The organism is Affinundibacterium flavidum, from assembly GCF_014284175.1.
Classification (GTDB): Bacteria; Pseudomonadota; Gammaproteobacteria; order Burkholderiales; family Burkholderiaceae_D; genus Undibacterium; species Undibacterium flavidum.
Map to the genome: position 1 here is coordinate 131,319 of NZ_JACOGA010000007.1, position 23,325 is coordinate 154,643.

Below are 23,325 nucleotides of genomic sequence, written 5' to 3' on the forward strand. Positions count from 1 at the left end.
AGTCCGTCAACGTCGACAGCACACCAAGAAGGAAAGTCAGTCATGCAGCGCAAACAAGATAGACAGTCAAAAATGCACGCTCACAAAACACCAAATAAAGGCAAGCAAATGTTCAAGCAAGTCTGGCTTACGCTATGTGTCTGGGGTTCGCTCTCGGCTGCAGCTTACGCACAACAAATCGATCTGGGAGTGGCGGCACAATATTCTGGATTCTTCTTTGGCAACGTCAGTAAAATTCCCGACATTGAAGGACGCATGGCACTAGGCGGCGACCTCGATGTCGGGGGTGCCAGCATTGGTGGTCGAGTCCCCGCTGGATCGACCCAGGCGTCATTAGTAGTTGGTGGAAATTTGGTGTCCTTTACTGGTGGTACGATCTGGTCAAATGGCCACACCAATAGCTGGGGCGAGTATGTCGGCACGAAGAGTAACAACGTCGCCAAGTATCACGATCTCCGTAAAGTCAATGTCAGTCCAATTGACTTTGCTGCAGAGCGCACCTACCTGACAATCTTATCGCAGCAATTACGCGATACCCCACCCACTGGTACGGTGAGTCAACTCTATGCCGAAGTGACGTTAACGGGCAGTAATCGTGACATCGAATTCTTTAATCTCAAAGCCGAGCAAGTCAAAAGCACCCTCAATTTTGCCTTGAAAAATATCAAGCCGACGGCGTATGTCATTCTCAATGTGGCGGCGGACGAACAACGTAAATTAAGGCTGAGTATTAACATGAAAGCCTTTGCTGGGCGTAATCAACGCACCCTATTTAATCTGCACGATACCGATGTACTCAATATGCTTAACGTCAGGGTAGAAGGTAGTGTTCTGGCTCCCTATGCCTGCGTCAAAGATTCCAGTGGCCACTTAGAAGGCACTATCGTTGCCGCCAGTTGGGACAACAGCATGGAAATTGGCTATGGGCCGTTTTTGCCGACCAAATAAGCCGTTGTGGTAAGTCAATAAGAAATAGATTAGACCGAATTTAATAAGGGAACTCACCCATGCTCCGCCATCAAAAATTTCAAAAAATCGTCTCCAGTGTCGTCATCATGAGCTTTAGCTGCATGCTCAGCTATCCAATGACAGCTGCCGCGCGCGCCCACGATATTGCCGAAAAAGCGGGCTTACTCAATCAAGAAAAAGACGAAGGTGTGCTAGGCAATGCTCAACGCTACTTAGCTAAAATCGGTGGCGAAAAACAAACTAGCAGAACAATAGCGCTCACGTCAGAAGAACGCATGAGTCAACTCCTAAGTGAAATTCACGAAACGCTCAAAGCTACCAATCCGGAGGCGGCGCGACCGCTATCAGCATCAACACCAAGCCTAAATAAAGCGCAACTAGCCCGTAGCACCATGCCCGCTCTCAGTGACAATGCCATCAACCAGCACGTCAATGGATTGCGCAGTAAGCGTACGCAGATCAACGCCTTGGCTGGCGACATTGCGCAAAGCTTCAAAGACACAGAACAACATCTCAAAAACGCCAAGTTACCCAAAGAAATCCTCGCCCGTCACACAGCTGCTGTCGCCTTGTATCAAAGTCGTCAAGCCCAATTTAACCAACTCATGGACAAGCTCGAACAGGCCGATAATCCAGCGCAAAACAAAAACAAAAGCAGCGAACGTCAAACGGCTTTGACGAACCTCAGTAACTTCATGGCCCAGCACCAAAACGCCAAACCGCACCAATACACCGATCCGAATAAGCTTCCATTTGGCAGCCCCAGCAACAAGGTCAGAAAACCACACGACACCAAAGAACAATTCCAAGCCGGCTTGTTCCAAGCTAAAAAAGACAAAGGAATGCCAACCAGCGCCATTCCCAATAGCCTTACACTAGCACAAGCCGCCCCGCCAGCATTACCAGCAGCACAAGACACCGCAGAAACCGAAGACATTCAACTCACGCCCGCGGTCAAAGCACAAGCACTAGCCCTAAACAACAACCCCGTACAAATCTACAACTGGGTGCGCAACAACATCGCATTCATCCCCAGCTACGGCAGCATCCAAGGCAGTGAACTGACTTTACAAAATAAACGCGGCAACGCCTTTGATACGGCTAGCTTACTGATTGCCCTTTACCGCGCAGCAGGCATCCCCGCCAGATACGTTTACGGCACCATTGAAGTCCCCGCCGATAAGCTCATGAACTGGGTCGGTGGCGTCACCAAAATCGATGCGGCACAAAGTCTATTAGGCCAAGGCGGCATTCCTAATGTGGGAGTCATCACAGGCGGTAAAATTAACACGATCCGTATGGAACACGTCTGGGTAGAAGCTTATGTTGACTACACCCCAAGTCGTGGCGCGATGAATAGGACACCGAATACCTGGATACCCATGGATGCCAGCTATAAGCAATACACCTTCACGCAAGGCATGGACATCAAAGGCAAGGTCCCGCTCAACAGCCAAGACCTGCTCACCCAAATCCAGCAAGGTGCCACCGTCAATGAAGCAGGCGGCTACGTACAAAACCTCAATCAAAGCAATCTGCAAACACAGCTAGCAGCTTACCAAACGCAAGTCAAAACCTACATCGACAGCCAAAAAGCCAATGCCACAGTAGGCGATGTCTTAGGCACGCAAACGATTAAAACAGAAAACCACCGCACCCTCATGGGTAGCCTGCCCTACCGCATCGTCACCACCGCCAACAGCTTCCAGATCCTGCCAGAGAATCTACGCTGGAAATTCAAAACCAATCTCTACGCAGCAGACGGCATTAGCACCGGTGACGAAGCGATGATAGAACTCAAGCAAAGCACGGCCAAACTCGCAGGTAAAAAGATCACCTTGAGCTTCATCCCAGCGACCAAAGCAGACCAAGATCTGATTAACAGCTATCTACCGAAGGCGCATGCAGACGGCTCACCAATACAACCAAGTGAATTACCAACGTCCTTACCAGGCTACTTGCTGAACATGAAAGCCGAATTCAGGGTTGATGGACAAGTCATCGCCACAACCGCAGGCAGCTTCACCATGGGCAGCACGCTCAAACAACAAAACCAATACTTCAACCCCGGCACAGGCACATGGGAAGGTGGCGATGACAATGACATCACGGTGGGGGAATACAATGCGATTGGTTTGGATTTGCAGGGGATGGGTACTCAACAGCTTAAGGATCTGCAAGATAGGATGGCGGCGACCAAGGCTAAGTTAGAGCAGTTTCAGTTGAATCCTAGTGACCCAACGCGGATCAATGGTCTAACAAAAGAAGATTTGACTGGCGACATTGTGCAGAGTGGTATTTTGAGTTACTTTACTCAGGTTGATACAAGTGATGTTTTAATTGCACGCCAATCTGGAAATATTGTTTCATATCGACTGCCAAGCTATGGGCGATTCCTTTTATCCGCAGATACTCAATATTGGTTCGGAGTTGCGAGAAACGTCAGTTTCAGTAGTGTGGAAATGGATGTGGACTATTTAATGATGCACAATGAAGTCAAAAATGCAGATCAAAGTGTGCGTGTAAGCTATATTCGCCAAGCAGGTACGGCCGCCTCTGCTGCTGAACATCAGGTACCAGAACTAATATTTAAAGACCCCAATTTACCAGCGAGTAATCCAGCTCAACCACAAGCGGTTTCTGCTGTAAAAGCATTAGCGCAAGCCGCCTCTCAAGGGCAAAAAATCTATACATTAAATCTAAAAAATCAGACTTTGCATGATGGTATTGTGCAGAGTTTGCAGATTGATTCGCAGGTCAAATCAGAAATTGCTAATGCCTTAGCAACTGGCAAAGAAGTGGTCGTTCATGAAAAGGATGTCACTGTAGGAGGGTGGGTCGGTAGTGGTTACACAATTTTAGATCCTGACAGTGGTGCTGGCGCGTATAAGATTGCTGGCGGTGGAAATGGCGGGAAATTAACGGCGACAATCCTGGGAATTTTGCAGGGTGTATTAACCGGATTGGCACTAACGGCACTGATTGCAAGCATTACTGGTGGATTAGCGTTGGGTGCAATGGGATTCATCTTAATTGCGGTGCATTTGATGATATTAAATCTTATTTCGGCATTGATAATAAGTTACTTGGTGGATAAAGATGCGTATGGATGCTACGTTGGGTCATTTTCTTTAGGCCTTGGAATCGGCTTGTCGGGTGCCGCAATAACCACATTGATGTCAGCCATCATAGCTTTTTTTGGTTGGCTGGTGATTGATGCACCTCCAGGTCTAAGTTGCTTGAAAGACTAATCATGGAAATTCATATTTTTATTTGGTATTTGGGTTTCGCAACAGGGCTATTACATTTGCTGATTTGCCACCGTTTTAATGTTAGACCAAATATTGCGCTTATTTATATTCCTGGTATATCTTGGTTGCTCAATCAATTTATTCCAGATCATCAAGCATCAATTTTGGAAATTTGTGCCTGGATTTTAGCGAGTATTACAATGGTGTTTTTTGTGTGTTATTTACTTAGGAAAAAAGACAGCTAATAAGACGTCCACATAAAAACTGGGTCGGGAGCTTACTTGATTACGGTGGGCAATGGTGTGATAACTGGGGTCGGATTAAATTATGGGAGAACTACGGCACCATTGAAGTCCCCGCTGACAAGCTCATGAACTGGGTCGGCGGTGTCACCAAAATCGATGCAGCACAGAGTCTATTAGGCCAAGGCGGCATTCCCAATGTGGGAGTTATCACAGGCGGTAAAATGAACACCATCCGTATGGAACACGTCTGGGTAGAAGCCTATGTTGACTACACCCCAAGTCGTGGCGCGATCAATAAGACACCGAATACCTGGATACCCATGGATGCCAGCTATAAGCAATACACCTTCACGCAAGGCATGGACATCAAAGGCAAGGTCCCGCTCAACAGCCAAGACCTGCTCACCCAAATCCAGCAAGGTGCCACCGTCAATGAAGCAGGCGGCTACGTACAAAACCTCAATCAAAGCAATCTGCAAACACAGCTAGCAGCTTACCAAACGCAAGTCAAAACCTACATCGACAGCCAAAAAGCCAATGCCACAGTAGGCGATGTCTTAGGCACGCAAACGATTAAAACAGAAAACCACCGCACCCTCATGGGTAGCCTGCCCTACCGCATCGTCACCACCGCCAACAGCTTCCAGATCCTGCCAGAGAATCTACGCTGGAAATTCAAAACCAATCTCTACGCAGCGGACGGCATTAGCACCGGTGACGAAGCGATGATAGAACTCAAGCAAAGCACGGCCAAACTCGCAGGTAAAAAAATCACCTTGAGCTTCATCCCAGCGACCAAAGCAGACCAAGATCTGATTAACAGCTATCTACCGAAGGCGCATGCAGATGGCTCGCCAATTCAGCCTAGCGAATTACCAACGTCCTTACCCGGCTACCTGCTGAACATGAAGGCCGAATTCAGAGTCGATGGCCAAGTCGTCGCCACCACCGCGAGCAGTTTTACGATGGGCAGTACGGTCAAACAACAAAACCAATACTTCAACCCCGGTACAGCCACATGGGAAGGTGGCGATGACAATGACATCACGGTGGGGGAATACAATGCGATTGGTTTGGATTTGCAGGGGATGTCAGCATCACAACTGCAAGCGCTCAAAGATAGAATGGAATCGACCAAGACCAAGCTCGCCCAGTTTCAACAAAACCCAAGTGACACCAGCCCCATCCAGAATCTCACTAAAGAGAACCTCATAGGTGATTTCGTGCAAATCGGCATACTGGGCTATTTCGCCAAGGTCGATAGCAACGACGTTTTTATTGCCAGAACTGCAGGCAACATCACCACCTACCGGCTTCCTAGCTATGGCCGCTTTTTCACAGCAGCCCAGCCGCGTTATTTCTTTGGTGTTGTGAGAAGTGTTTCTTTTCCCGGTGTGGCGATGGATGTGGATTACTTGATGCAACACAGCGAAGCGAAAGATGCCAATCGCAATGCCCGCACAGGTTTCATGCGACAAGTTGGCGCAGCGGGGTCACTTGCAGAAAACCAGATACCCGAAGCGATGTTCAAGAGCCCCAACGTTGCCGATAATGACCCTAGCCAACCGCAAGGTGTCTCAGCAGTCAAGGCACTGGCTATAGCTGCAATGCAAGGACAGAAGATTTATACGTTTAATCAAACCAATCAAACACAGCACGCTAGCATCCTACAAAGCTTGCTGATAGATGCCGACACCAAAACCGAGATTGCCAATGCCTTGGCAGCGGGGAAGGAAGTGACGGTGCATGAGAAAGAGATCAGCGTGAATGGCTGGGCGGGATGTGGCTATACCTTGATTGATCCTGAGACGGGGGCGGGGGCTTATAAGATTGCGGGGGGAACGAATGGGGGATACTTTATGTTCATGGGTATAATAAACGGTGCTGGACTTCCGCTTGGATTTGCTTTGTTGGTCTTGTCAGTATTGACAGGATCGGGCGCTGCAGTTTTTTTCGGAATCATCATTGCGGTATTCGCGCTAACACAGATTCTGTTGAATATTTTACTAGCGGAAACGCAGTTATCAGACGATGACCGGGGATGTTTTAATTCGGGACTAATGTATGGCTTTGGTGCTGTTGCAGGCGCTATGGGATTAAGTGGAATTCTTGCCCAACTTATTCAAGCGCTTGGACTTGTGATCGCAACAAATACCGCTCAGTCTTGTAATTGAGTGTTTGGTTGGATTTGAGATTCTCTTTATTCATAAGAAACGAAATTAACGCAGACTGAGGGAGACTGTAATGATCGTGATTTGGTTATATTCGTCCATTGTAGTTCTTTGTTTGGGTTTGGTTCCTTCTTTGCTGCCAAAAATTTTTGGTGGGATATCGAAGAAATATAGAGACTATTACTCGAGGCTATTTTTATTTGTTTCTACGATTGGTTTGCTAAAAATGGCATTCGGTTTGTCTCTGGATGTATTTGGTTATTTGCTGTGGGGGACGGTTGTATTTTGTATCGGATTGACTTGGCGAGAGTCGAGAGGTTGTAGTCCTTTAAAGTGGATAGCTTGGCTGCAGATAACATTCGGTGTGATTGCGAATATTTCTTATTTCTCTAAGAGTACGTTTGCATTTTTGGCGCATTAAAAAGCTAGAGGGGGCGCGCGATTCAGACCACCCCTTGCGCGCAACGCTCTAAGGAAAAAATGTCAGGCTACGCCCGATTCCAAGCTCTACAACGCCTTTGATACGGCTAGCTTACTGATTGCCCTTTACCGCGCAGCAGGCATCCCCGCCAGATACGTTTACGGCACCATTGAAGTCCCCGCCGATAAGCTCATGAACTGGGTCGGTGGCGTCACCAAAATCGATGCAGCACAAAGTTTGTTAGGCCAAGGTGGCATTCCCAATGTGGGAGTCATCACAGGCGGTAAAATTAACACGATCCGTATGGAACACGTCTGGGTAGAAGCTTATGTTGACTACACCACAAGTCGTGGCGAGATCAATAAGATACCGAATACCTGGATACCCATGGATGCCAGCTATAAGCAATACATCTTCACGCAAGGTATGGTGTTGGCGCGCACCCAAATGTGCTGAGTACCACGCAAATACAAACTTGTCTCAATGGAGTGCCTTAAATGATTGAAATGAATCAGTATTTAGCCGTTATGGTGATTGGACTTGGATTCTCTAATTTTTTTAGAGTAACGCAGTTTGGTGAAAGTACCGCTATTGTTCCACGCCATTGGCATTTTTCAACTAATTTTTCTGGATGTAATTTTTCAATCTCAACCCTCACTATTCTGATTTTTGGGATGTTTTTTAGCGGTGCTTTTGATTTAATATTTTGTGCAATCTCACTTGTCGTTGAAGGACTCAATTTTAAGTGGCGGGATTTTCGTTCTTCGGCCTATGCAGTATTCGTTGGTGTAACTACATTGCTATTTAGGTTCTGGCATCCAAGTACAATAATTTTGATTCTGGTTTCAGCTTGTCTTGGATTGGGAATTGTTTTGTTTGTTCGGTGGATGTTTGGGAGAAAAATTACTGCCTAATAGTAGCCTTTCGCTCTAGATGATCCAGGACCATTGACTTGTTTTGGAGTAAGGGTGAAATCGAAAATCTAGCTTAGGGTGCATTTGAGATTGTAGTCGCTGCGCTAACGAAATCAATTTGGATGGTGCTTTATGCATGGATTTTAGGCTCCATCTGAAACATGTATATTTCATCTTTAGACGGAGTGAATCGGGATTATGAATATGCGTGATTATTTATTGATGATGTTATTCGTGCTGCCAGCTATTGTGATAGCGGTAAAATCTAAATCTGGCTGTAATGCTGGCTTTTATGTTTTTTATCTTTGGATGGCTGGAGCGTGTATTTATAGTTTATTGGGGTTGCTACATTTTGTCTTTGGGATAGCCATTTTTGCTTTGATTGCCTTTGTCTTCCGAGAGAAACTTGAGATAAATAAATGGTTGTCGAAAAAAATAGGTGGAAATTGAAAAGTAGTAATGGAATAACTTGATTTTCAGTAATATTTATTAAAACCAATGCTTGTAGACGAAAATTTAGACTTAATCCTGATCTCGATTTGGAATGTTTTGAATCATACAGGTTCGACCCAGATGAGCTGGATGAGTTTAAGTTGCGATGAAATTTGTTGTTAAATCATAAAATAAAATGAAATTGACAGCCGCGCTGCAAGTAGCCGTAAGTAGTCATCGCCTTTTGTATTTACACAGCTGGCGGCGGATATATGGAAGCTAGGGAAATACTATTCGTCATTTCAGCAATCTTGGCGATACTCTGTCATGGAATAGTTTTTCTTAAACATAAGAAATTTTCTGTAAGATCGATAGCAATATTAATTTCGATCGGATTTTTCTTCGCATTTATGTCGGGCATTTTTGGTCTTTTTTTTCGAAGCAATTAATGCGAAGACATACAATCCTTGGGTCATCTTGGGCAATGTGGATTTGAGATCGGCGAGGCGATTGGCTCTATTCTATGGATCGTATGAAGGAGGGGCAAATGAATTTAAATTTGTATTTCATACTCCTTCTTAGCCATGGTTTTGGAGCCGAATTATTGCGATTTTTATTTAAACTATCAAATAATGACACCGTCCAAACATGGCGATGGCGATATATTATTTTTGGATTACTTTTTCTGTTGCCTTATTTAATTCGGGGAGAGTTTGGTTACGTTATATCCCCGCAAATTTTAATTGTTGTAGCAGCTCTTTGTATTCTTTTGATTGGTTTGTTGATAGAACGCCATAGATATTGGTTATTCACAGCATGTGCCTTGATTATAGACACGGTCGCAAGTGTTTTCTTACTCAGTTATTTAGGTTTGATTGGAGTTCTCCTATTTGGATTGTCTATCCAATGTGTCGTCTGCTTTATTGCCAGACGCACTAACCCTTAGTCGGTGCAGAAGCCGTTTGAGGGGATATGGACAAAATATTCAAATGGTACTTGTATGTACTCATAGTGTGGATGCTGATTTGGTTAAACTCTGCTATGTTTAGATCAAAAAATACAGAGAGTGTTCGTAAGGGATTTTGGTTAGCTTTAACAATCTTTTTTGCAGTTTTTTTGATTAATGCTGCTTGGCAGATGTGGAAAAATTGAAGATAGGATCCTTTGTTCGTTCGACGTCCTTCGACTTTATGATCTCATTAAGTATGTGGTCGATGTTCGCTTAATTTGCAAGCCAATAAGAGGATTCTGAAAATGCATGAATTTTCAATTTGGGGAATATTTGTATCCTCGATCTTATTTGCGGTTCTGACTGCCACCATCGTTTGGGTATGTACTGATCGCCCTTGCAATTGCTATAGGGTAGTTGCGTTAGGTATGATGGGTGGAACGGTTGGAACGATCCAAGGACTGATATTGTTATCGTTATTGGCCGGCAATCAAGTTACTGAGACAGAATCGATCATTCCGGTGTTTTTATTGTCGGCGCTATTCGCAGCAATACTGCAGTTTCGTTATGCGACAGATGTCTAGTTATTAAAACTGAGCTATATATTTTTAAGCGATTTATCGTACTCTGTTACTACTGTTTTACTGATTACAGTCACAAGCTGACTTTTAAGCAAGATTAAAAACGAAGGTCAGGCGGCAGAACTACAATTGAGCCAAACCCTGCCATTGGGTGCGCAAATCATTGCCACAGAACCAGCCGCAGAAACTGTCGCCAATCAAGCTGGAACGACCGCCACTTGGCGTCTGAATTTGCTCGCCAATGTTGAGCAGGAATTTAAGCTAAGACTGCGAGCGCCAGACGCGCCGCGTAATGCCAGCATTGTGACAACGACCAGTGTCGTCAAAGACAAAGTCGCCTCGGTATTTAAAACCCAAAATTTTGACATCGTGGTCGAGAGCGCGGTTCAATTACTCACCCAATTGACTAGTCGCGTCACTGATCTGAGTTTGACTGCGCCAGAACAATTGGCAGCGCACGATCTTAGCGGAACTTAATCGCACAAAACTCACACAGGCGGCGACTCGTTTTGATGAAGCGTTGTGTCTCTTGCTAACAGTACAAAGCAGAAAATAGGTTGGAAAAACTAAAAAAAGAACATAACAAAAAGTGTACACCTTGAACAAGATTCGTGCTTTTAGATAAAAGGACATGATATGAAAAAAGATGGAAATATCCCTAGTAAAGAAGCATGGGGAGAAATACTGAAGGACGATCTGGATATGCAGGCCGCATACAATGACTTCTTTGGAAAGTCAAACCGCGATATGCGGGAGGCCTACGCAAACTATTCGATTGAAATGGTGGATAGCTTACGTTGGATGCCGCCAGTTCCCTTTCGCTATTACATAAAAGGATTCGCAGAGTTTCTACTCAGTGATGGTCTGCATAAAATTGATGCGTCTGATGCGGCAAGTTCTTTTTTGAGACTGATTGAAGAAAAACTTCGAAAGCAATCGAATTTATTAGCGCCCATAATCGATGATGTTCTCCCAGTTGTGCGGCATCTCGCCGAAAATCAGGAGGCGTTCGAGGTAGACGTCGAAATCTATGGTGATTTCAAAGAGAAGAGGGAAACCATAGAAAGCTTATGTGCAGCCTACGACGCGCAACGTTGATGAGAAACACGAAGCTGGATATTGCCTTTTGTGGAAATGTTTTCTGGAGTGAATCACTCATATTCAAGGTATAAGCACGCGGAGGATAGGTAGCAACGTTGATAAAATCTATCGCCAGCACAATAAGCCACACAAGATAGTGTATACAAACACTAAAAGTTCATCAGTATTTTGAGTACCCATTCGACCACACAAAAGCAGGTTTAGACCATCCCTATTGAACATTCAGCAAGTCACCCTGTAATCGCGGCCATCATGGCAGCGACGCTGTTTTACGAGCACGCTTTTGCATCGATCAGTCACGTCAGCCTCAACATCGCAATCGATGTGCCACCAACAAATCCATTACAACAGATCACCTTCGGTGATAAAGCAAAATCAAACGCCTTTACCTATACTCGCTTTTTGTTTGACTGTCTTTGAAATGAAGTGAAACATCCGGAAACGAAAAAACCGCGGAGAGCTGCGGTTTTAAAGGGGTCTTGACGACTATTTGATGTTTCGTGAAGTTTCGTGAAACATCACTTTTGGTTTAAACATTAAACAAGAAGTTCAACACGTCACCATCTTTCACTACATATTCTTTACCTTCAGCGCGCATTTTGCCCGCTTCTTTTGCACCAGCTTCGCCTTTGTGCGCAATGTAATCATCAAATGCGATGGTTTGTGCGCGGATGAAGCCGCGTTCGAAATCGGTATGAATGACGCCCGCAGCTTGTGGTGCGGTATCGCCGATATGGATCGTCCAAGCGCGTACTTCTTTGACACCAGCGGTGAAGTAAGTTTGCAAGCCTAAGAGTTTAAATGCGGCACGGATCAAGCGATCCAAGCCCGGTTCTTCCATACCCATGTCGGCTAAGAATTCGGTTTTGTCAGCGTCATCTAAGTCGGCAATTTCAGATTCGATAGAAGCGCAAATCGCCACGATAGGCGCGTTTTGCTTGGCTGCGAATTCTGTCAATTGATCAAGCAATGGGTTGTTGGTGAAGCCGTGGTCAGAGACGTTGGCGACATACATCGCAGGTTTGGCAGTAATCAGGCACATAGGCTTGATCAATGCCATTTCTTCCTTGTCTAAACCCATCGCACGAATTGGTTTTGCTTCGTTCAAGCCCGGCATGATTTTTTCGAGCAAGGTGACCAATTTCATCGCGTCTTTGTCGCCAGAGCGCGCTTTTTTGTTTTCGCGGTGTATGGCTTTCTCAACTGAACCCATATCAGCCAAGCACAATTCAGTTTGAATGACTTCGATGTCATCCAGTGGACTGACTTTGCCAGCAACGTGAATTACGTTGTCATCTTCGAAGCAACGCACTACGTTCACAATCGCATCTGTTTCACGAATGTGGGCTAAGAATTGATTGCCCAAACCCTCGCCTTTCGACGCACCTGCAACCAAGCCTGCGATATCGACGAATTCGACGATGGCGTTTTGTACGCGCTCAGGTTTGACGATGTCGGATAATTGTTTCAAGCGTGGATCTGGTACTTCGACCACGCCGACGTTTGGTTCAATCGTGCAGAATGGATAGTTTTCTGCTGGAATGCCTGCTTTAGTCAGGGCATTGAAGAGAGTGGATTTGCCGACATTAGGAAGGCCGACGATGCCGCATTGAAGACTCATGATGAACTTTGCTCAGAAATGGATGCGCAAGAAATTAATTGCGCAAATAGAAAGATTAGGGAATTTAATCCGCTATTTTACACCATGTGCTTTTAGGCTCAGCTTATTCCATCTTGGACAGGTGCGGATTGTAGTGTTTATTGTGGTGATTATTGTAGCGTTTATTCTGTGGAATTGAGGTGGTAGGCAATCCGCGTGCTTGATAGTCGGTGTAAAAAAGCGCCTAGCAAAATCGCAGCAACAGTTAAGCCTAATACTAAGCCTATCCAAAAGCCACTAGCTTCCATAGGCTTGGCTGGTGCCCATGGCATCCATGCTGGTGCTAAGCCTAATGTCAGACCAATAGGCAGAGCGAATCCATAAAATGCCATGATGTGAATAAACATCGGGATACGCGTTACCTTGTAGCCGCGTAGGGCACAGGAGAAAGTGACTTGCGCTGCATCTGATAATTGAAAAATCGCTGCAAGCAAAAGTAAATTGGCGGCGACTTCTTGCACTGCTGGGTCAGAAGTGTAGGCGGCTGCCACTTGATATCTCAGCAAAGTCATAAAGCTGGCTGAAATAACCGCGAATACCAAAGCAATGCCGACGCCGGTCCAAGACACAAAACGGGCACGTATGACATTCCCTTCGCCCAAAGTCTGACTAACGCGCGTAGTTAGCGCAATGCCCAGACTCATAGGCACCATAAAGATCAGGGAGGAGAAATTGAGGGCAATCTGATTGGCAGAAATAGCGACGACGCCGAATCTGGCTACCAGTAAGCCCACCGCGCAAAATGCGGAGACTTCGGCGAAATAAGTGACCCCGATCGGCAAGCCTATTTTTAGCATAGAGCGGATTTCACTCCATTTTGGTGCTTCTCGATGAGTAAATGGAAAGGTTTGTTGATAGACAGGGGCGCGGTGGGTCCACCATAGCATAGCTCCCAACATCAACCACATGGCGATGCCGGTCGCCAGTGCGCAGCCTGTAGAGCCTAATTGCGGCAGACCAAATTTGCCATAGATGAACAGATAATTGACGACGACATTAAACGCCAATCCTAAGATTGCGATCATCATCACGGGCTTGGTTTCATTCAGGCTGGTGGTGTAACTGTAAAGTGCGCGATACATCGCAAATGCAGGCATGCCTATGCTGATAACGCGTACAAACTGGGTCGCTTTTTGCTGAACTAAGGGTTCCAGTTGCAAATAATTGAAGATGCCCGTGGAAAAATTCAATAGGGCACAAGCGATCACGCCAATTCCGAAAGCCATCCACATCGATTGGCGCATGATGTGTGGAATTTTATCGAAAGCACCCGCGCCGACTTCATGCGCCACTACCGCATTAATGGCGATCATAATTCCCATGACCGTGACCAAAATGATGGACCACAAAGAAGCGCCAAGCGCCACGGCAGCTAGATCTTGCGCGCTGAGGTGACCTGTCATGGCAACGTCGGCAACCGACATTCCAACGGTGGCAAGCTGCCCTATGAGCACTGGCCATGCGATCTGCCAAAGCTTGCCTAGCTCAGTAAGTATTGTGGTTTTCATGGAGGGCGGATGGAATTCTTCTATAGCAGATCATCTTACCTGAACTGCTAATTGTGGTGGTTGTCATCGCTTGAAATTATTTTACTAATTCTCTTGACATTCGTTTCAAGTGATCCTAAAGTGATATCACTTTGATTTCAATTGTAAAACGATAAAGTGGCAAAACAAGTGCTCGTTATGGCTTTTTCACGGAGAATAAGATGGATGCAGAAAAACAGGTAGTCAGTAAAAAACTGATCAACAGAAAAGAAATTCAAGAGCGCCAACTGCAGTCTATGGACGGCTATGTCATGTTAATCGTCGGCATTATCTTGCATGCTGGGGGCGTCTATTTATTAATCAATAATGTGGATGCTAACTTGGTGGTCGTCTTGGCGAAGCTGGCGCTAAACGTCGTGGGTACGATGATCTTTGCTGGTTTGTATATGTTGCAGCCAAATGAGGCAGCAATGTTGTCCTTGTTCGGTGAATACAAAGGGACAGATCGTAGCGAAGGTTTGCGCTGGGCGAATTTTCTTCTCACTAAGCGCAAAATCAGTTTACGTGCCCGTACTTTGAACACGCCGCCTCTGAAGGTGAACGATAAGCGAGGCAATCCAGTCGAGATTGGTGCTGCGATTGTATGGCGCGTAGAAGAGACAGCCCTGGCAATCTATAACGTCGATGATTTCGAACGTTTTGTGCATGTGCAGGCAGAGGCTGCGATTCGACATCTGGCGGCGCAGTATGCCTATGACGATGGTGAAGACTTAGCCGAAGGCGAAACCACCTTGCGTGCTGGCATGGACGTGGTGGCAAATGCGATGCGCCAAGAGTTGCACAATCGTTTCGTCGCTGCAGGTATCGATGTCGAAGACGCCAAATTGACGCATTTGGCTTACGCTCAAGAGATCGCGCAAGTCATGCTGCGTCGCCAGCAAGCCGAAGCGATTATCAGTGCACGTAAGAAAATTGTACATGGCGCTGTCAGCATGGTGGAAGAAGCTTTGCTAGGTTTGTCCGAACGCAAAATCGTTGAGTTGGATGACGAAAGAAAAGCGGCGATGGTCAGTAATTTATTGGTTGTGCTGTGTTCTGATAAAGAAACGCAACCTGTCATTAATACCGGGACTCTGTATAACTAAGTCATCGTGCACTTAAGTCAGTGTCAGCAAATTTAATTGATATATAAGGAGCGAAAACATATGCAAGCAGTCTTAGTTATTATGATCATCGTGGTGTGCGGTGTGATTTCAGCGAAACAAAAATCCGCACGCAAACTCCTAGACCATACTCGTCAAGCTCAGCAAGCGCATAGCGTGAATGAACACTAAACAATCTCAAACTGTCGTCTTGTATCGTTCACGTCAATGGCTAGTCGTGTTGTGGATACTGTTGCCATTAAGTACTCTTGGCGTCGCGTTGTTTGGTGTCGATGCGCCGCCAGATCAAAAAGCAGCGATGATGTTCAAGGTTTTGATCTTGATGTCCTTAATTAATCTGATTGCTTTGTCGATGTTTGCGCATCTGACGATAGAACTCGATGCGCGTGCATTGCGCTGGAATTTCGGTTTGTTAGCTTGGCCGAAATGGGAATTGGATATTGCAAAAATCCACCACGTCGAAGTTTGCCAAACCAGATGGTACGAGGGCAAGGGGATACGTCTTACGAGAGAAGGAATGTTGTATAACGCAGCAGGTTCTGGTGCTGTGCGTATCTATAAACTAGATGGAAGTAAAATCCGCCTGGGCTCCGCTGAGCCTGAAATTCTGTGCGAAAAATTAAACGCACTACTTAATAAATGACCGTAAATCGCAATGGCTAGCCCCGGTAAAAAATCATTTCCGCTACGCATAGATCCCGTGCTGTGGGCCGAGATCGAGCGTATGGCTGCGCAGGAATTGCGTAGTGCGAATGCGCAAGTCGAGTACCTGCTGCGCCAAGCTTTGCAGGCGCGTGGTCGTAAGCTTTCAGCAAATGATGACAGCAAAACGCTTGAGTAAGTATCAGGTCATTTCACAAGCTAAACGCATCTGAATTTTGACCCTCCGACCTTTGTTGTACCTTTTGACTCAATCTCGCGGCGCACCTAACGCACACGCAGAGGTCTTATATAGGCCACAAATTTTCGAAGCTTGTAGTTTACTCACAGCCCTTACAGTAAATCTGATAGAGCCCAGTAGCTAAATTGTTGACTTTGATAAGTGGTATTAGTTTAAGGTCGTTGCCGGTACGATGCGCAAGCTAAATCTTGTGTTTATATACTTTTTTTGAAATTAAATTTTCAAAATTATCAATAATTTCTTGTTATTGATTTCGACGTAAGTTGTTAATTTTGCGTCAAAAACTCAAATAGTTCTAGATCTTGTGAGAAAACTTCTTGTATTATTGCAAGCTGCTTTACCTTAATAATGAAAATAATATTTCACAATTTATCTTTTTTGTATCAAAGTGTCGCGTACAAAAGGGTCGAATTAGTGCAAATTTTCAACAAACTCAAGAGAAAAACTATGAAACTCAAACAGATGACTAAAGCCTTGATGGCGGTTGGTGTGGTTCACACACTGGTTGCTGTCGCACCTGCTCTTGCACAAGAAGCAGAACCAAAAGTACAGAAGATTGAAATTACTGGTTCCAGTATCAAGCGTACTTCTGTGGAAACATCAGCATCCGTGCAGATCATGACGCGCGAAGACATCGAGCGTACTGGTGCTACTACTGTCTTGGGCATCCTCACGGATTCCGTCGCTGTTGGTACTAGCTTGAATGCAGCGTCTAACTCTTCAGGCAGCTTTGCGACCGGCGCTTCTGCTGTTGGTATGCGCGGCTTAGGTAAAGTTGCTACTTTGGTCTTGGTGAATGGCCGTCGTATCGCACCTTACGGTTTGTCTGACGGCGCTCAAGACAATTTCACCGATTTGAATGCAATTGCTGCAGATTCTATCGAACGTATCGAGATCTTGAAAGATGGCGCATCCGCTATCTATGGTTCCGACGCGATTGCAGGTGTTATCAATATCATTTTGCGTAAAAATTTCCAAGGCGCACAAATTAAAGCGGGTTACACGACCACAGAAAACTTATCTGACCGTCGTACCCGTAACGTTTCTGCGATTTATGGCTTCGGTGATGTGGCTAAGAATGGTTTCAATACCTACTTAACTATCGAAGGCAATAAACGTGATGGCTACACAACAGACAACATGCGTAATCTGTACCCAGATTGGCACCGTTTGACACCAGGTCGTTCTACTTGGGATGCGAAGAGTGATTACTCAGCAACGGGTAACTACTTCATCAGTAGCACCAATTTTGTGGCAGCACCTGGCTGCCCAGCAAGCGATATCGACCCAACTGACAAGCGATGCAAGTTTGATCCGCTGCCTTACGCTGGTCAGACAACCAATAGTGAACGCTATGCGTTGGCAAGTAACACACGTTTCAAAATCGGTTCAGACATCGATGCAAATTTTGAAGTAACTTACTCTAGTTCTTTCGACTCTTACATCTTGGCGCCACTCACTACCTTGGTATCAACTGGCAACGTTTGGTACAACGTGTACGGTAATAAAATGGTAGGTCCATTTTCCTATCCAAAATTGCCAGTAGGTCATCCAAGCAATCCATATAAGACACCAACAGAATATCGTGCGCGTTTGATGGATACAGGTAATGGCTTTAACTTCAATAAGACGAACTCAGATCAATATCGTGCGATGCTGGCTTTGGAAGGTTCTTTAGGTAATTACGATTGGAAGTCGGCTTTCGGTCATATGGAAGCCAGCGCTGATAAAGTAACTCGTGCAACTAGTGCAAAAGGCTATACCGACGCGATCGTCAACAAGACTTACGTTTTTGGTAAGGAAAATGACCGCGCTTTGTTAGAGTCTATGTTCCCAATTCGTACCACTAAAGGTAAATCTGCGGTGACTTTCCTGGATGCTACTTTGACTGGCGAATTGATGCAATTGCCAGCAGGTCCATTGTCATTCGCGTTGGGTGCTGATTTCCGTCACGAAGCTTATGAAATGAAGAGCTCTGACAATGTCTTGAACGGCGAATTGGTTGGCATTTTTGGTTTGCAAGTAAAAGATACACGCAATCAATACGCGATCTTCTCTGAAGCAACTATTCCAGTGGTTAAAAATGTAGAAGCAAGTGTGGCTCTGCGTGCTGATAAACAAGGTGATTTCGATGCTCACCTTTCACCAAAACTTGGCTTGCGTTACACAGTAACAGACAGTATATTGGTACGTGCTACGGCATCTGGTGGTTTCCGTGCACCAAATATCGTTGAATCAGGTAATGGTTTGGGTCGTAGTTCAGTATCCAACGGTAACAACGATTTGCGTCGTTGCCCTATCGCGAATGATCTGAACAATTTGATCCAAAATAACCCGGCAGCGACAACTGGCGACAAGGCATTGGGTAATGGCTATCGTGCGACGGATTGTTCCGCAAGCTTGCCAAGTTTTGTGTCTTCCAATCCAAATCTGAAGCCAGAAACTTCACGTTCATATACGATGGGCTTGGTGTTTGCACCATCTAAAACCTGGAATTTTGGTATCGACTACTACAATATCGAACGTAAAGACGAAATCGGTACGCGTTCTGTCGTTGATATTCTGAAAGGCGAAGCTAGTTTGCCAGCAGGCCAATTGTTGCGCGTTGATAATTCAGTGGCTGACAATGAGTTCTTGGCATTGGTGAAAAAATATGCCCCTGCAAATACCATCACTTTCCAAAACATCGGAAAATTGGGTTTGGTGTATAACCCGTACGTGAATAGTGGTAAAACACGCGCATCTGGTTTTGATTTCGACGTTAAAACAAGTTTCAAATTGGATGGCGTAGGCACTCTGCGTTTGAATCTCGATGGTAATTACGAGATGAATTACCAAACTTACAGTGTTGCTGATGGCAAATGGAATAAGAACGTTGTTGGTACTTATGATCGCGGTGGACAGTTAGGTGCGAAAGTAACAGCCGCTTTGAAAACAGGCAATTGGGATAATTCGGTAGTTGTTAGTTATGTTAGCGGCTACAGTGCTAACAGCTTGTCATCGCCAACTTATTGCGCAACACAAAAAGTAGCAGCTGAGTACTTGTCAACCTGCGAACGTATTGATGCAGGTATCACGACGAACTACAGCTTGACATACTCTGGTTTTAAAAATACTAAGCTTAATTTCTTCGTGGGCAATGTGTTCGGTGCAGAGAATCCAACTGATTGGCGTGGTGGCTGGGCGCCAAACTTCCGTACTTTCTATCTGAACGGTACTTACAAGTTCTAATTAAGTCGGTGTTTGAAATCTGAATAGAGTGCTAGCTCTGTTCAACATAAAAAACCCATCGCACATTTTGTGCGATGGGTTTTTTTACATCCAACTTTGCAGAAAATCCGGTAAAGATTCAGCGAAAAATTATTTCGTGATCGTATGCAATTTCGTCATTGCATCAGCAAACTCGCCCTTGATTAGCATAGGAATAATCTCCAAACCACGCGCAATTGATTCATCGATCAAAGGTTGTTCTTCCTTGCGTGGTCGATGTAAAACAAAATCTGCGACGCCTTGTTGTAAATTCAAAGTGCGGGGATGGCCGATGCCTATGCGCATGCGCCAATAGTCTTGGGTGCCGAGTGCTGCCGTGATGTCTTTGAGCCCGTTATGTCCGCCTGAAGATCCACCTTTTTTGAGTTTAGCGAGACCAGGGGCGATATCGAGTTCATCGTGTACGACCAAGACTTGTTCTGGCAAGATTTTGTAAAAACGGCAGAGCGCACCGACCGATTGCCCAGAACGATTCATAAAAGTCTGCGGTTGTAATAGCCAGACTTCTTCACCCGCGATGCGCGTCTTCGCAACCAAGGCATTGAAATTTTTATCGCGCTGCAAGCCGCTGCCAGCTAGTTGATCGACCAGCCAAAAACCCGCGTTGTGACGGGTTTGTTCATATTCAGGGCCGGGGTTGCCCAGGCCTACGATTAGTTTGATGCTCATAACAATTTGAATAAATTTTGATTTTGAAGCTCCCTTCTCCCGCGAGCTATAGGTATTTACATAAGTTGCAGCACTACTGATAGTTCCCTCCCCTTCAAGGGGAGGCTAGGGTGGGGATGGGTTTTGATTGTTTAGTATGCTTTCCCAACTAAAACCCATCCCCATCCCAACCTTCCCCTTGAAGGGGAAGGAGTATTCATCGTGCGCACAACTTGTGCAGATACTTATGCCCGCGAGCGGGAGAAGGAGCATTGGTTAGGTACTTTATGGTTTTACTTTTTCTTTAACAGTGGCAACAAATAATGTCCAGTCACACTGTGCTCATTCGCTGCCACATCTTCCGGCGTACCACTAGCAATAATGCGGCCACCGCCAGCACCGCCTTCTGGTCCCATATCGACGATCCAATCCGCCGTTTTGATTACGTCCAGATTGTGTTCAATAATCACCACGGTATTACCTTGATCGCGCAGACGGTGAATAACTTTCAAAAGCAAAGCGATATCATGGAAATGCAAACCTGTGGTTGGCTCATCCAAAATATACAAAGTACGACCGGTATCGCGCTTAGATAATTCCAAGGATAATTTCACGCGTTGTGCTTCACCACCAGATAGCGTAGTCGCGCTTTGACCTAGGCGGATATAGCCAAGACCCACATCCAACAGGGTTTGCAATTTACGAGCAATCAAAGGTACAGGTTTGAAGAATTCATGCGCATCTTCCACCGTCATCGCCAAGATCTCGTTGATGTTCTTACCCTTGTATTGCACTTCCAAAGTTTCGCGATTGTAGCGTTTGCCGTGACAGACATCGCAAGGTACATAAACGTCCGGCAAGAAATGCATTTCAACTTTAATCACGCCATCGCCTTGGCAAGCTTCGCAGCGTCCGCCTTTGACGTTGAAGGAGAAACGACCTGCGCTATAGCCACGTTCTTTGGCGACAGGAACAGTCGCAAATAAATCACGAATCGGTGTGAACAAGCCAGTGTAAGTCGCCGGATTGGAGCGTGGTGTACGACCAATGGGCGCTTGATCAACTGCGATGACTTTATCGAAATGCTCAAGACCGCTGATGCTTTCAAATGCGGCTGGTTCGGTTTGTGAGCCGTACAGATGACGTGAGGCAGCCAGATATAAAGTATCGTTGACCAAAGTTGATTTGCCGGAGCCAGAAACACCTGTCACGCAAGTCAGTAAACCGACGGGTAACTTCATCGTGACTTTTTTCAAGTTGTTGCCAGTCGCGCCAGCGATCACAAATTGTTTTTCTGGATTAAAGGCTGCACGTTTTTTCGGCACTTCAATTTCCAACGCGCCGGATAAATATTGTGCGGTCAAAGAGCGCTTGCTTTGCATGATGTCTTCGAGAGAACCTTGCGCGATGATTTCACCGCCATGCACGCCCGCACCCAAGCCCATGTCGACGATAAAGTCGGCACAACGGATCGCGTCTTCATCATGCTCAACGACTAAAACGCTATTGCCAATATCGCGCAAATGTTTGAGTGTGCCGATTAGGCGGTCATTATCGCGTTGATGCAAACCGATAGAGGGTTCATCCAAAACGTACATCACACCCGTCAAGCCTGAGCCGATTTGCGAAGCGAGACGAATCCGCTGCGCTTCGCCACCGGACAAGGTATCCGCACTACGATCTAGCGACAAATAATCGAGGCCGACATTGTTCAAAAACGTCAGGCGTGAGCTGATTTCTTTAATGATGCGATCCGCGATATCGCGCTTCGATCCCGTGAGTTTTAATTTACCAAAAAAATCCATGCCTTCACGTAAAGGCATCGCACTGATTTCATAAATCGCACGCTCTTGTTTGCCGGTGCCAACTTTCACGTAACGGGCTTCGACGCGCAAACGCGCACCGTGGCAAGACGGACATTCTTTCTCGTTGATGAACTTCGCTAGTTCTTCTTTGACTGCCATCGAATCGGTTTCGCGATAACGTCTTTGCAGATTGGTGACGACACCTTCGAACGTATGTTCTTTAACGACAGTACGTCCTTTTTCATTGATGTAGGTGAACGGGATGCTTTGTTTACCTGAGCCATACAAGACCACTTGTTGCGCGGCTTCAGGTAACTGTTCAAATGGGACATCCAAATCGAAATCATAAAAGGCCGCCAGGTTAGACAGCATTTGGAAATAGAACTGATTGCGTCTATCCCAGCCTTTGACCGCGCCGCTAGCTAAAGATAAATTCGGGAAAGCGACGATGCGTTTAGGATCAAAGAATTCGATATGACCGAGGCCGTCGCATTCAGGGCAAGCGCCCATAGGATTATTGAATGAGAACAGACGTGGTTCTAGTTCTTGCAAGCTATAGCCGCAAGTCGGACAGGCAAATTTATTTGAAAATAATTGTTCGTGTCCACTATCCATATCAACGACCAGCGCACGACCTTCTGCAATACGCAAACAGGTTTCAAATGATTCTGCCAGACGTTGCTTAATTTCGGCTTTGACTTTGACGCGATCGACGACCACATCAATGGTGTGTTTCTCAGTTTTCTTGAGTTTAGGCAAATCATCAACATCATAAATCTTCGCGGCATGCGTGCCGCTTTGCACGCGGAAGCGCACAAAGCCTTGTGCCTGCATTTGCTCGAATAAATCGACATGCTCACCTTTGCGATTCGATACCACAGGTGCCAAAATCATTAGCTTGCTGTCTTCCGGCATCGCTAATACGGCATCGACCATTTGTGAAACCGATTGTGCAGCTAAAGGGTTTTCTGGATGATCGGGGCAGTACGGTGTGCCGACACGGGCGTAGAGCAAACGCAGGTAATCGTGAATTTCTGTTACTGTGCCAACCGTTGAGCGCGGGTTGTGTGAGGTGGCTTTTTGCTCGATAGAAATCGCTGGCGACAAGCCTTCGATCAAATCGACATCGGGCTTTTCCATTAATTGCAAAAACTGGCGTGCATACGCAGACAGTGATTCCACATAGCGTCGCTGGCCTTCCGCATACAAGGTATCAAATGCCAGCGAGGATTTACCCGAGCCAGACAGCCCAGTAATCACGACCAGCTTATTGCGCGGCAGGTCTATGCTGATATTTTTCAGATTATGCGTACGTGCACCACGAACCCGGATCGCATCCTTTTTGGGGAGCGGCATG

General features: G+C 45.8%; 20 protein-coding genes. 16 read left to right on the forward strand and 4 right to left on the reverse strand.

Features of this window, described 5'->3' with window-relative positions:
* Window positions 1-42: 42 nt before the first annotated feature.
* The 11 genes from H8K55_RS09065 (at window position 43) to H8K55_RS09120 (ending at window position 11,454) form a co-directional block, all read left to right on the forward strand.
* The gene (locus tag H8K55_RS09065) at window positions 43-948 is read left to right on the forward strand and encodes a choice-of-anchor A family protein (protein WP_186941770.1); all 906 of its coding nucleotides are present in this window, start codon (window positions 43-45) and stop codon (window positions 946-948) included.
* A 59-nt stretch (window positions 949-1,007) separates the two neighbouring features.
* Window positions 1,008-4,220 (forward strand): transglutaminase-like domain-containing protein, encoded by a 3,213-nt coding sequence (locus H8K55_RS09070; protein ID WP_186941771.1) that lies wholly within the window; start codon window positions 1,008-1,010, stop codon window positions 4,218-4,220.
* A 2-nt stretch (window positions 4,221-4,222) separates the two neighbouring features.
* A complete protein-coding gene (locus tag H8K55_RS09075) occupies window positions 4,223-4,465 on the forward strand; it encodes a hypothetical protein (protein WP_186941772.1) in 243 nt (80 codons plus the stop codon).
* Window positions 4,466-4,590: 125 nt separating this feature from the next.
* On the forward strand, window positions 4,591-6,639 hold the full coding sequence (locus H8K55_RS09080) for a hypothetical protein (protein ID WP_186941773.1): 2,049 nt from the start codon (window positions 4,591-4,593) through the stop codon (window positions 6,637-6,639).
* 559 nt (window positions 6,640-7,198) lie between these two features.
* On the forward strand, window positions 7,199-7,513 hold the full coding sequence (locus tag H8K55_RS09085; RefSeq protein WP_408057962.1) for a transglutaminase-like domain-containing protein: 315 nt from the start codon (window positions 7,199-7,201) through the stop codon (window positions 7,511-7,513).
* Between the two features lie 41 nt (window positions 7,514-7,554).
* Window positions 7,555-7,971 (forward strand): hypothetical protein, encoded by a 417-nt coding sequence (locus tag H8K55_RS09090; RefSeq protein ID WP_186941774.1) that lies wholly within the window; start codon window positions 7,555-7,557, stop codon window positions 7,969-7,971.
* A 204-nt stretch (window positions 7,972-8,175) separates the two neighbouring features.
* Window positions 8,176-8,421 (forward strand): hypothetical protein, encoded by a 246-nt coding sequence (locus H8K55_RS09095; protein ID WP_186941775.1) that lies wholly within the window; start codon window positions 8,176-8,178, stop codon window positions 8,419-8,421.
* A gap of 529 nt (window positions 8,422-8,950) precedes the next feature.
* Window positions 8,951-9,349: a hypothetical protein gene (locus H8K55_RS09100; RefSeq protein WP_186941776.1), complete on the forward strand. Its 399-nt coding sequence runs from the start codon at window positions 8,951-8,953 to the stop codon at window positions 9,347-9,349.
* A 713-nt stretch (window positions 9,350-10,062) separates the two neighbouring features.
* Window positions 10,063-10,410: a hypothetical protein gene (locus H8K55_RS09110; protein WP_186941778.1), complete on the forward strand. Its 348-nt coding sequence runs from the start codon at window positions 10,063-10,065 to the stop codon at window positions 10,408-10,410.
* Between the two features lie 159 nt (window positions 10,411-10,569).
* A complete protein-coding gene (locus tag H8K55_RS09115; RefSeq protein WP_186941779.1) occupies window positions 10,570-11,031 on the forward strand; it encodes a hypothetical protein in 462 nt (153 codons plus the stop codon).
* Between the two features lie 255 nt (window positions 11,032-11,286).
* Window positions 11,287-11,454, forward strand: coding sequence for a hypothetical protein (locus H8K55_RS09120; RefSeq protein ID WP_186941780.1), 168 nt, complete (start codon window positions 11,287-11,289; stop codon window positions 11,452-11,454).
* 109 nt (window positions 11,455-11,563) lie between these two features.
* On the opposite strand, the gene ychF is transcribed toward H8K55_RS09120, so the two are convergent.
* Together ychF and H8K55_RS09130 are read right to left on the reverse strand one after the other, a co-directional pair.
* A complete protein-coding gene (ychF, locus tag H8K55_RS09125) occupies window positions 11,564-12,655 on the reverse strand; it encodes a redox-regulated ATPase YchF (RefSeq protein ID WP_186941781.1) in 1,092 nt (363 codons plus the stop codon).
* Window positions 12,656-12,816: 161 nt separating this feature from the next.
* Window positions 12,817-14,202, reverse strand: coding sequence for an MATE family efflux transporter (locus tag H8K55_RS09130; RefSeq protein ID WP_186941782.1), 1,386 nt, complete (start codon window positions 14,200-14,202; stop codon window positions 12,817-12,819).
* Between the two features lie 200 nt (window positions 14,203-14,402).
* Here H8K55_RS09130 and H8K55_RS09135 point away from each other — a divergent pair, with 200 nt between their 5' ends.
* The 5 genes from H8K55_RS09135 (at window position 14,403) to H8K55_RS09150 (ending at window position 19,476) form a co-directional block, all read left to right on the forward strand.
* Entirely contained in the window at window positions 14,403-15,326 is a 924-nt protein-coding gene (locus H8K55_RS09135; RefSeq protein WP_186941783.1) for an SPFH domain-containing protein, read from the forward strand.
* A 60-nt stretch (window positions 15,327-15,386) separates the two neighbouring features.
* Complete coding sequence (locus tag H8K55_RS22030; RefSeq protein ID WP_268977996.1) at window positions 15,387-15,515, forward strand: hypothetical protein; 129 nt, start codon at window positions 15,387-15,389, stop codon at window positions 15,513-15,515.
* A complete protein-coding gene (locus H8K55_RS09140; RefSeq protein WP_186941784.1) occupies window positions 15,505-15,987 on the forward strand; it encodes a hypothetical protein in 483 nt (160 codons plus the stop codon). Before H8K55_RS22030 ends, H8K55_RS09140 begins: the two co-directional genes overlap by 11 nt.
* A 12-nt stretch (window positions 15,988-15,999) precedes the next feature.
* On the forward strand, window positions 16,000-16,185 hold the full coding sequence (locus tag H8K55_RS09145) for a type II toxin-antitoxin system antitoxin (protein WP_186941785.1): 186 nt from the start codon (window positions 16,000-16,002) through the stop codon (window positions 16,183-16,185).
* A 507-nt stretch (window positions 16,186-16,692) separates the two neighbouring features.
* Window positions 16,693-19,476: a TonB-dependent receptor plug domain-containing protein gene (locus H8K55_RS09150; RefSeq protein ID WP_230408544.1), complete on the forward strand. Its 2,784-nt coding sequence runs from the start codon at window positions 16,693-16,695 to the stop codon at window positions 19,474-19,476.
* Window positions 19,477-19,605: 129 nt separating this feature from the next.
* Here the strand turns inward: H8K55_RS09150 and pth are convergent, their stop codons facing one another.
* Both pth and uvrA read right to left on the reverse strand, forming a co-directional pair.
* On the reverse strand, window positions 19,606-20,184 hold the full coding sequence (gene pth, locus H8K55_RS09155; protein WP_186941786.1) for an aminoacyl-tRNA hydrolase: 579 nt from the start codon (window positions 20,182-20,184) through the stop codon (window positions 19,606-19,608).
* Between the two features lie 272 nt (window positions 20,185-20,456).
* Window positions 20,457-23,324, reverse strand: coding sequence for an excinuclease ABC subunit UvrA (gene uvrA / locus H8K55_RS09160; RefSeq protein WP_186941850.1), 2,868 nt, complete (start codon window positions 23,322-23,324; stop codon window positions 20,457-20,459).
* Between the last annotated feature and the right edge of the window lies 1 nt (window position 23,325).

Bases quoted from the DNA above. Each gene is read 5' to 3' on its own strand.
- H8K55_RS09065 (WP_186941770.1), top strand. From the start codon at position 43: ATGCAGCGCAAACAAGATAGACAGTCAAAAATGCACGCTCACAAAACA.
- H8K55_RS09070 (WP_186941771.1), top strand. From the start codon at position 1,008: ATGCTCCGCCATCAAAAATTTCAAAAAATCGTCTCCAGTGTCGTCATC.
- H8K55_RS09075 (WP_186941772.1), top strand. From the start codon at position 4,223: ATGGAAATTCATATTTTTATTTGGTATTTGGGTTTCGCAACAGGGCTA.
- H8K55_RS09080 (WP_186941773.1), top strand. From the start codon at position 4,591: ATGAACTGGGTCGGCGGTGTCACCAAAATCGATGCAGCACAGAGTCTA.
- H8K55_RS09090 (WP_186941774.1), top strand. From the start codon at position 7,555: ATGATTGAAATGAATCAGTATTTAGCCGTTATGGTGATTGGACTTGGA.
- H8K55_RS09095 (WP_186941775.1), top strand. From the start codon at position 8,176: ATGCGTGATTATTTATTGATGATGTTATTCGTGCTGCCAGCTATTGTG.
- H8K55_RS09100 (WP_186941776.1), top strand. From the start codon at position 8,951: ATGAATTTAAATTTGTATTTCATACTCCTTCTTAGCCATGGTTTTGGA.
- H8K55_RS09115 (WP_186941779.1), top strand. From the start codon at position 10,570: ATGAAAAAAGATGGAAATATCCCTAGTAAAGAAGCATGGGGAGAAATA.
- H8K55_RS09120 (WP_186941780.1), top strand. From the start codon at position 11,287: ATGGCAGCGACGCTGTTTTACGAGCACGCTTTTGCATCGATCAGTCAC.
- ychF (WP_186941781.1), bottom strand. From the start codon at position 12,655: ATGAGTCTTCAATGCGGCATCGTCGGCCTTCCTAATGTCGGCAAATCC.
- H8K55_RS09130 (WP_186941782.1), bottom strand. From the start codon at position 14,202: ATGAAAACCACAATACTTACTGAGCTAGGCAAGCTTTGGCAGATCGCA.
- H8K55_RS09135 (WP_186941783.1), top strand. From the start codon at position 14,403: ATGGATGCAGAAAAACAGGTAGTCAGTAAAAAACTGATCAACAGAAAA.
- H8K55_RS22030 (WP_268977996.1), top strand. From the start codon at position 15,387: ATGCAAGCAGTCTTAGTTATTATGATCATCGTGGTGTGCGGTGTGATT.
- H8K55_RS09140 (WP_186941784.1), top strand. From the start codon at position 15,505: ATGAACACTAAACAATCTCAAACTGTCGTCTTGTATCGTTCACGTCAA.
- H8K55_RS09145 (WP_186941785.1), top strand. From the start codon at position 16,000: ATGGCTAGCCCCGGTAAAAAATCATTTCCGCTACGCATAGATCCCGTG.
- H8K55_RS09150 (WP_230408544.1), top strand. From the start codon at position 16,693: ATGAAACTCAAACAGATGACTAAAGCCTTGATGGCGGTTGGTGTGGTT.
- pth (WP_186941786.1), bottom strand. From the start codon at position 20,184: ATGAGCATCAAACTAATCGTAGGCCTGGGCAACCCCGGCCCTGAATAT.
- uvrA (WP_186941850.1), bottom strand. From the start codon at position 23,324: ATGCCGCTCCCCAAAAAGGATGCGATCCGGGTTCGTGGTGCACGTACG.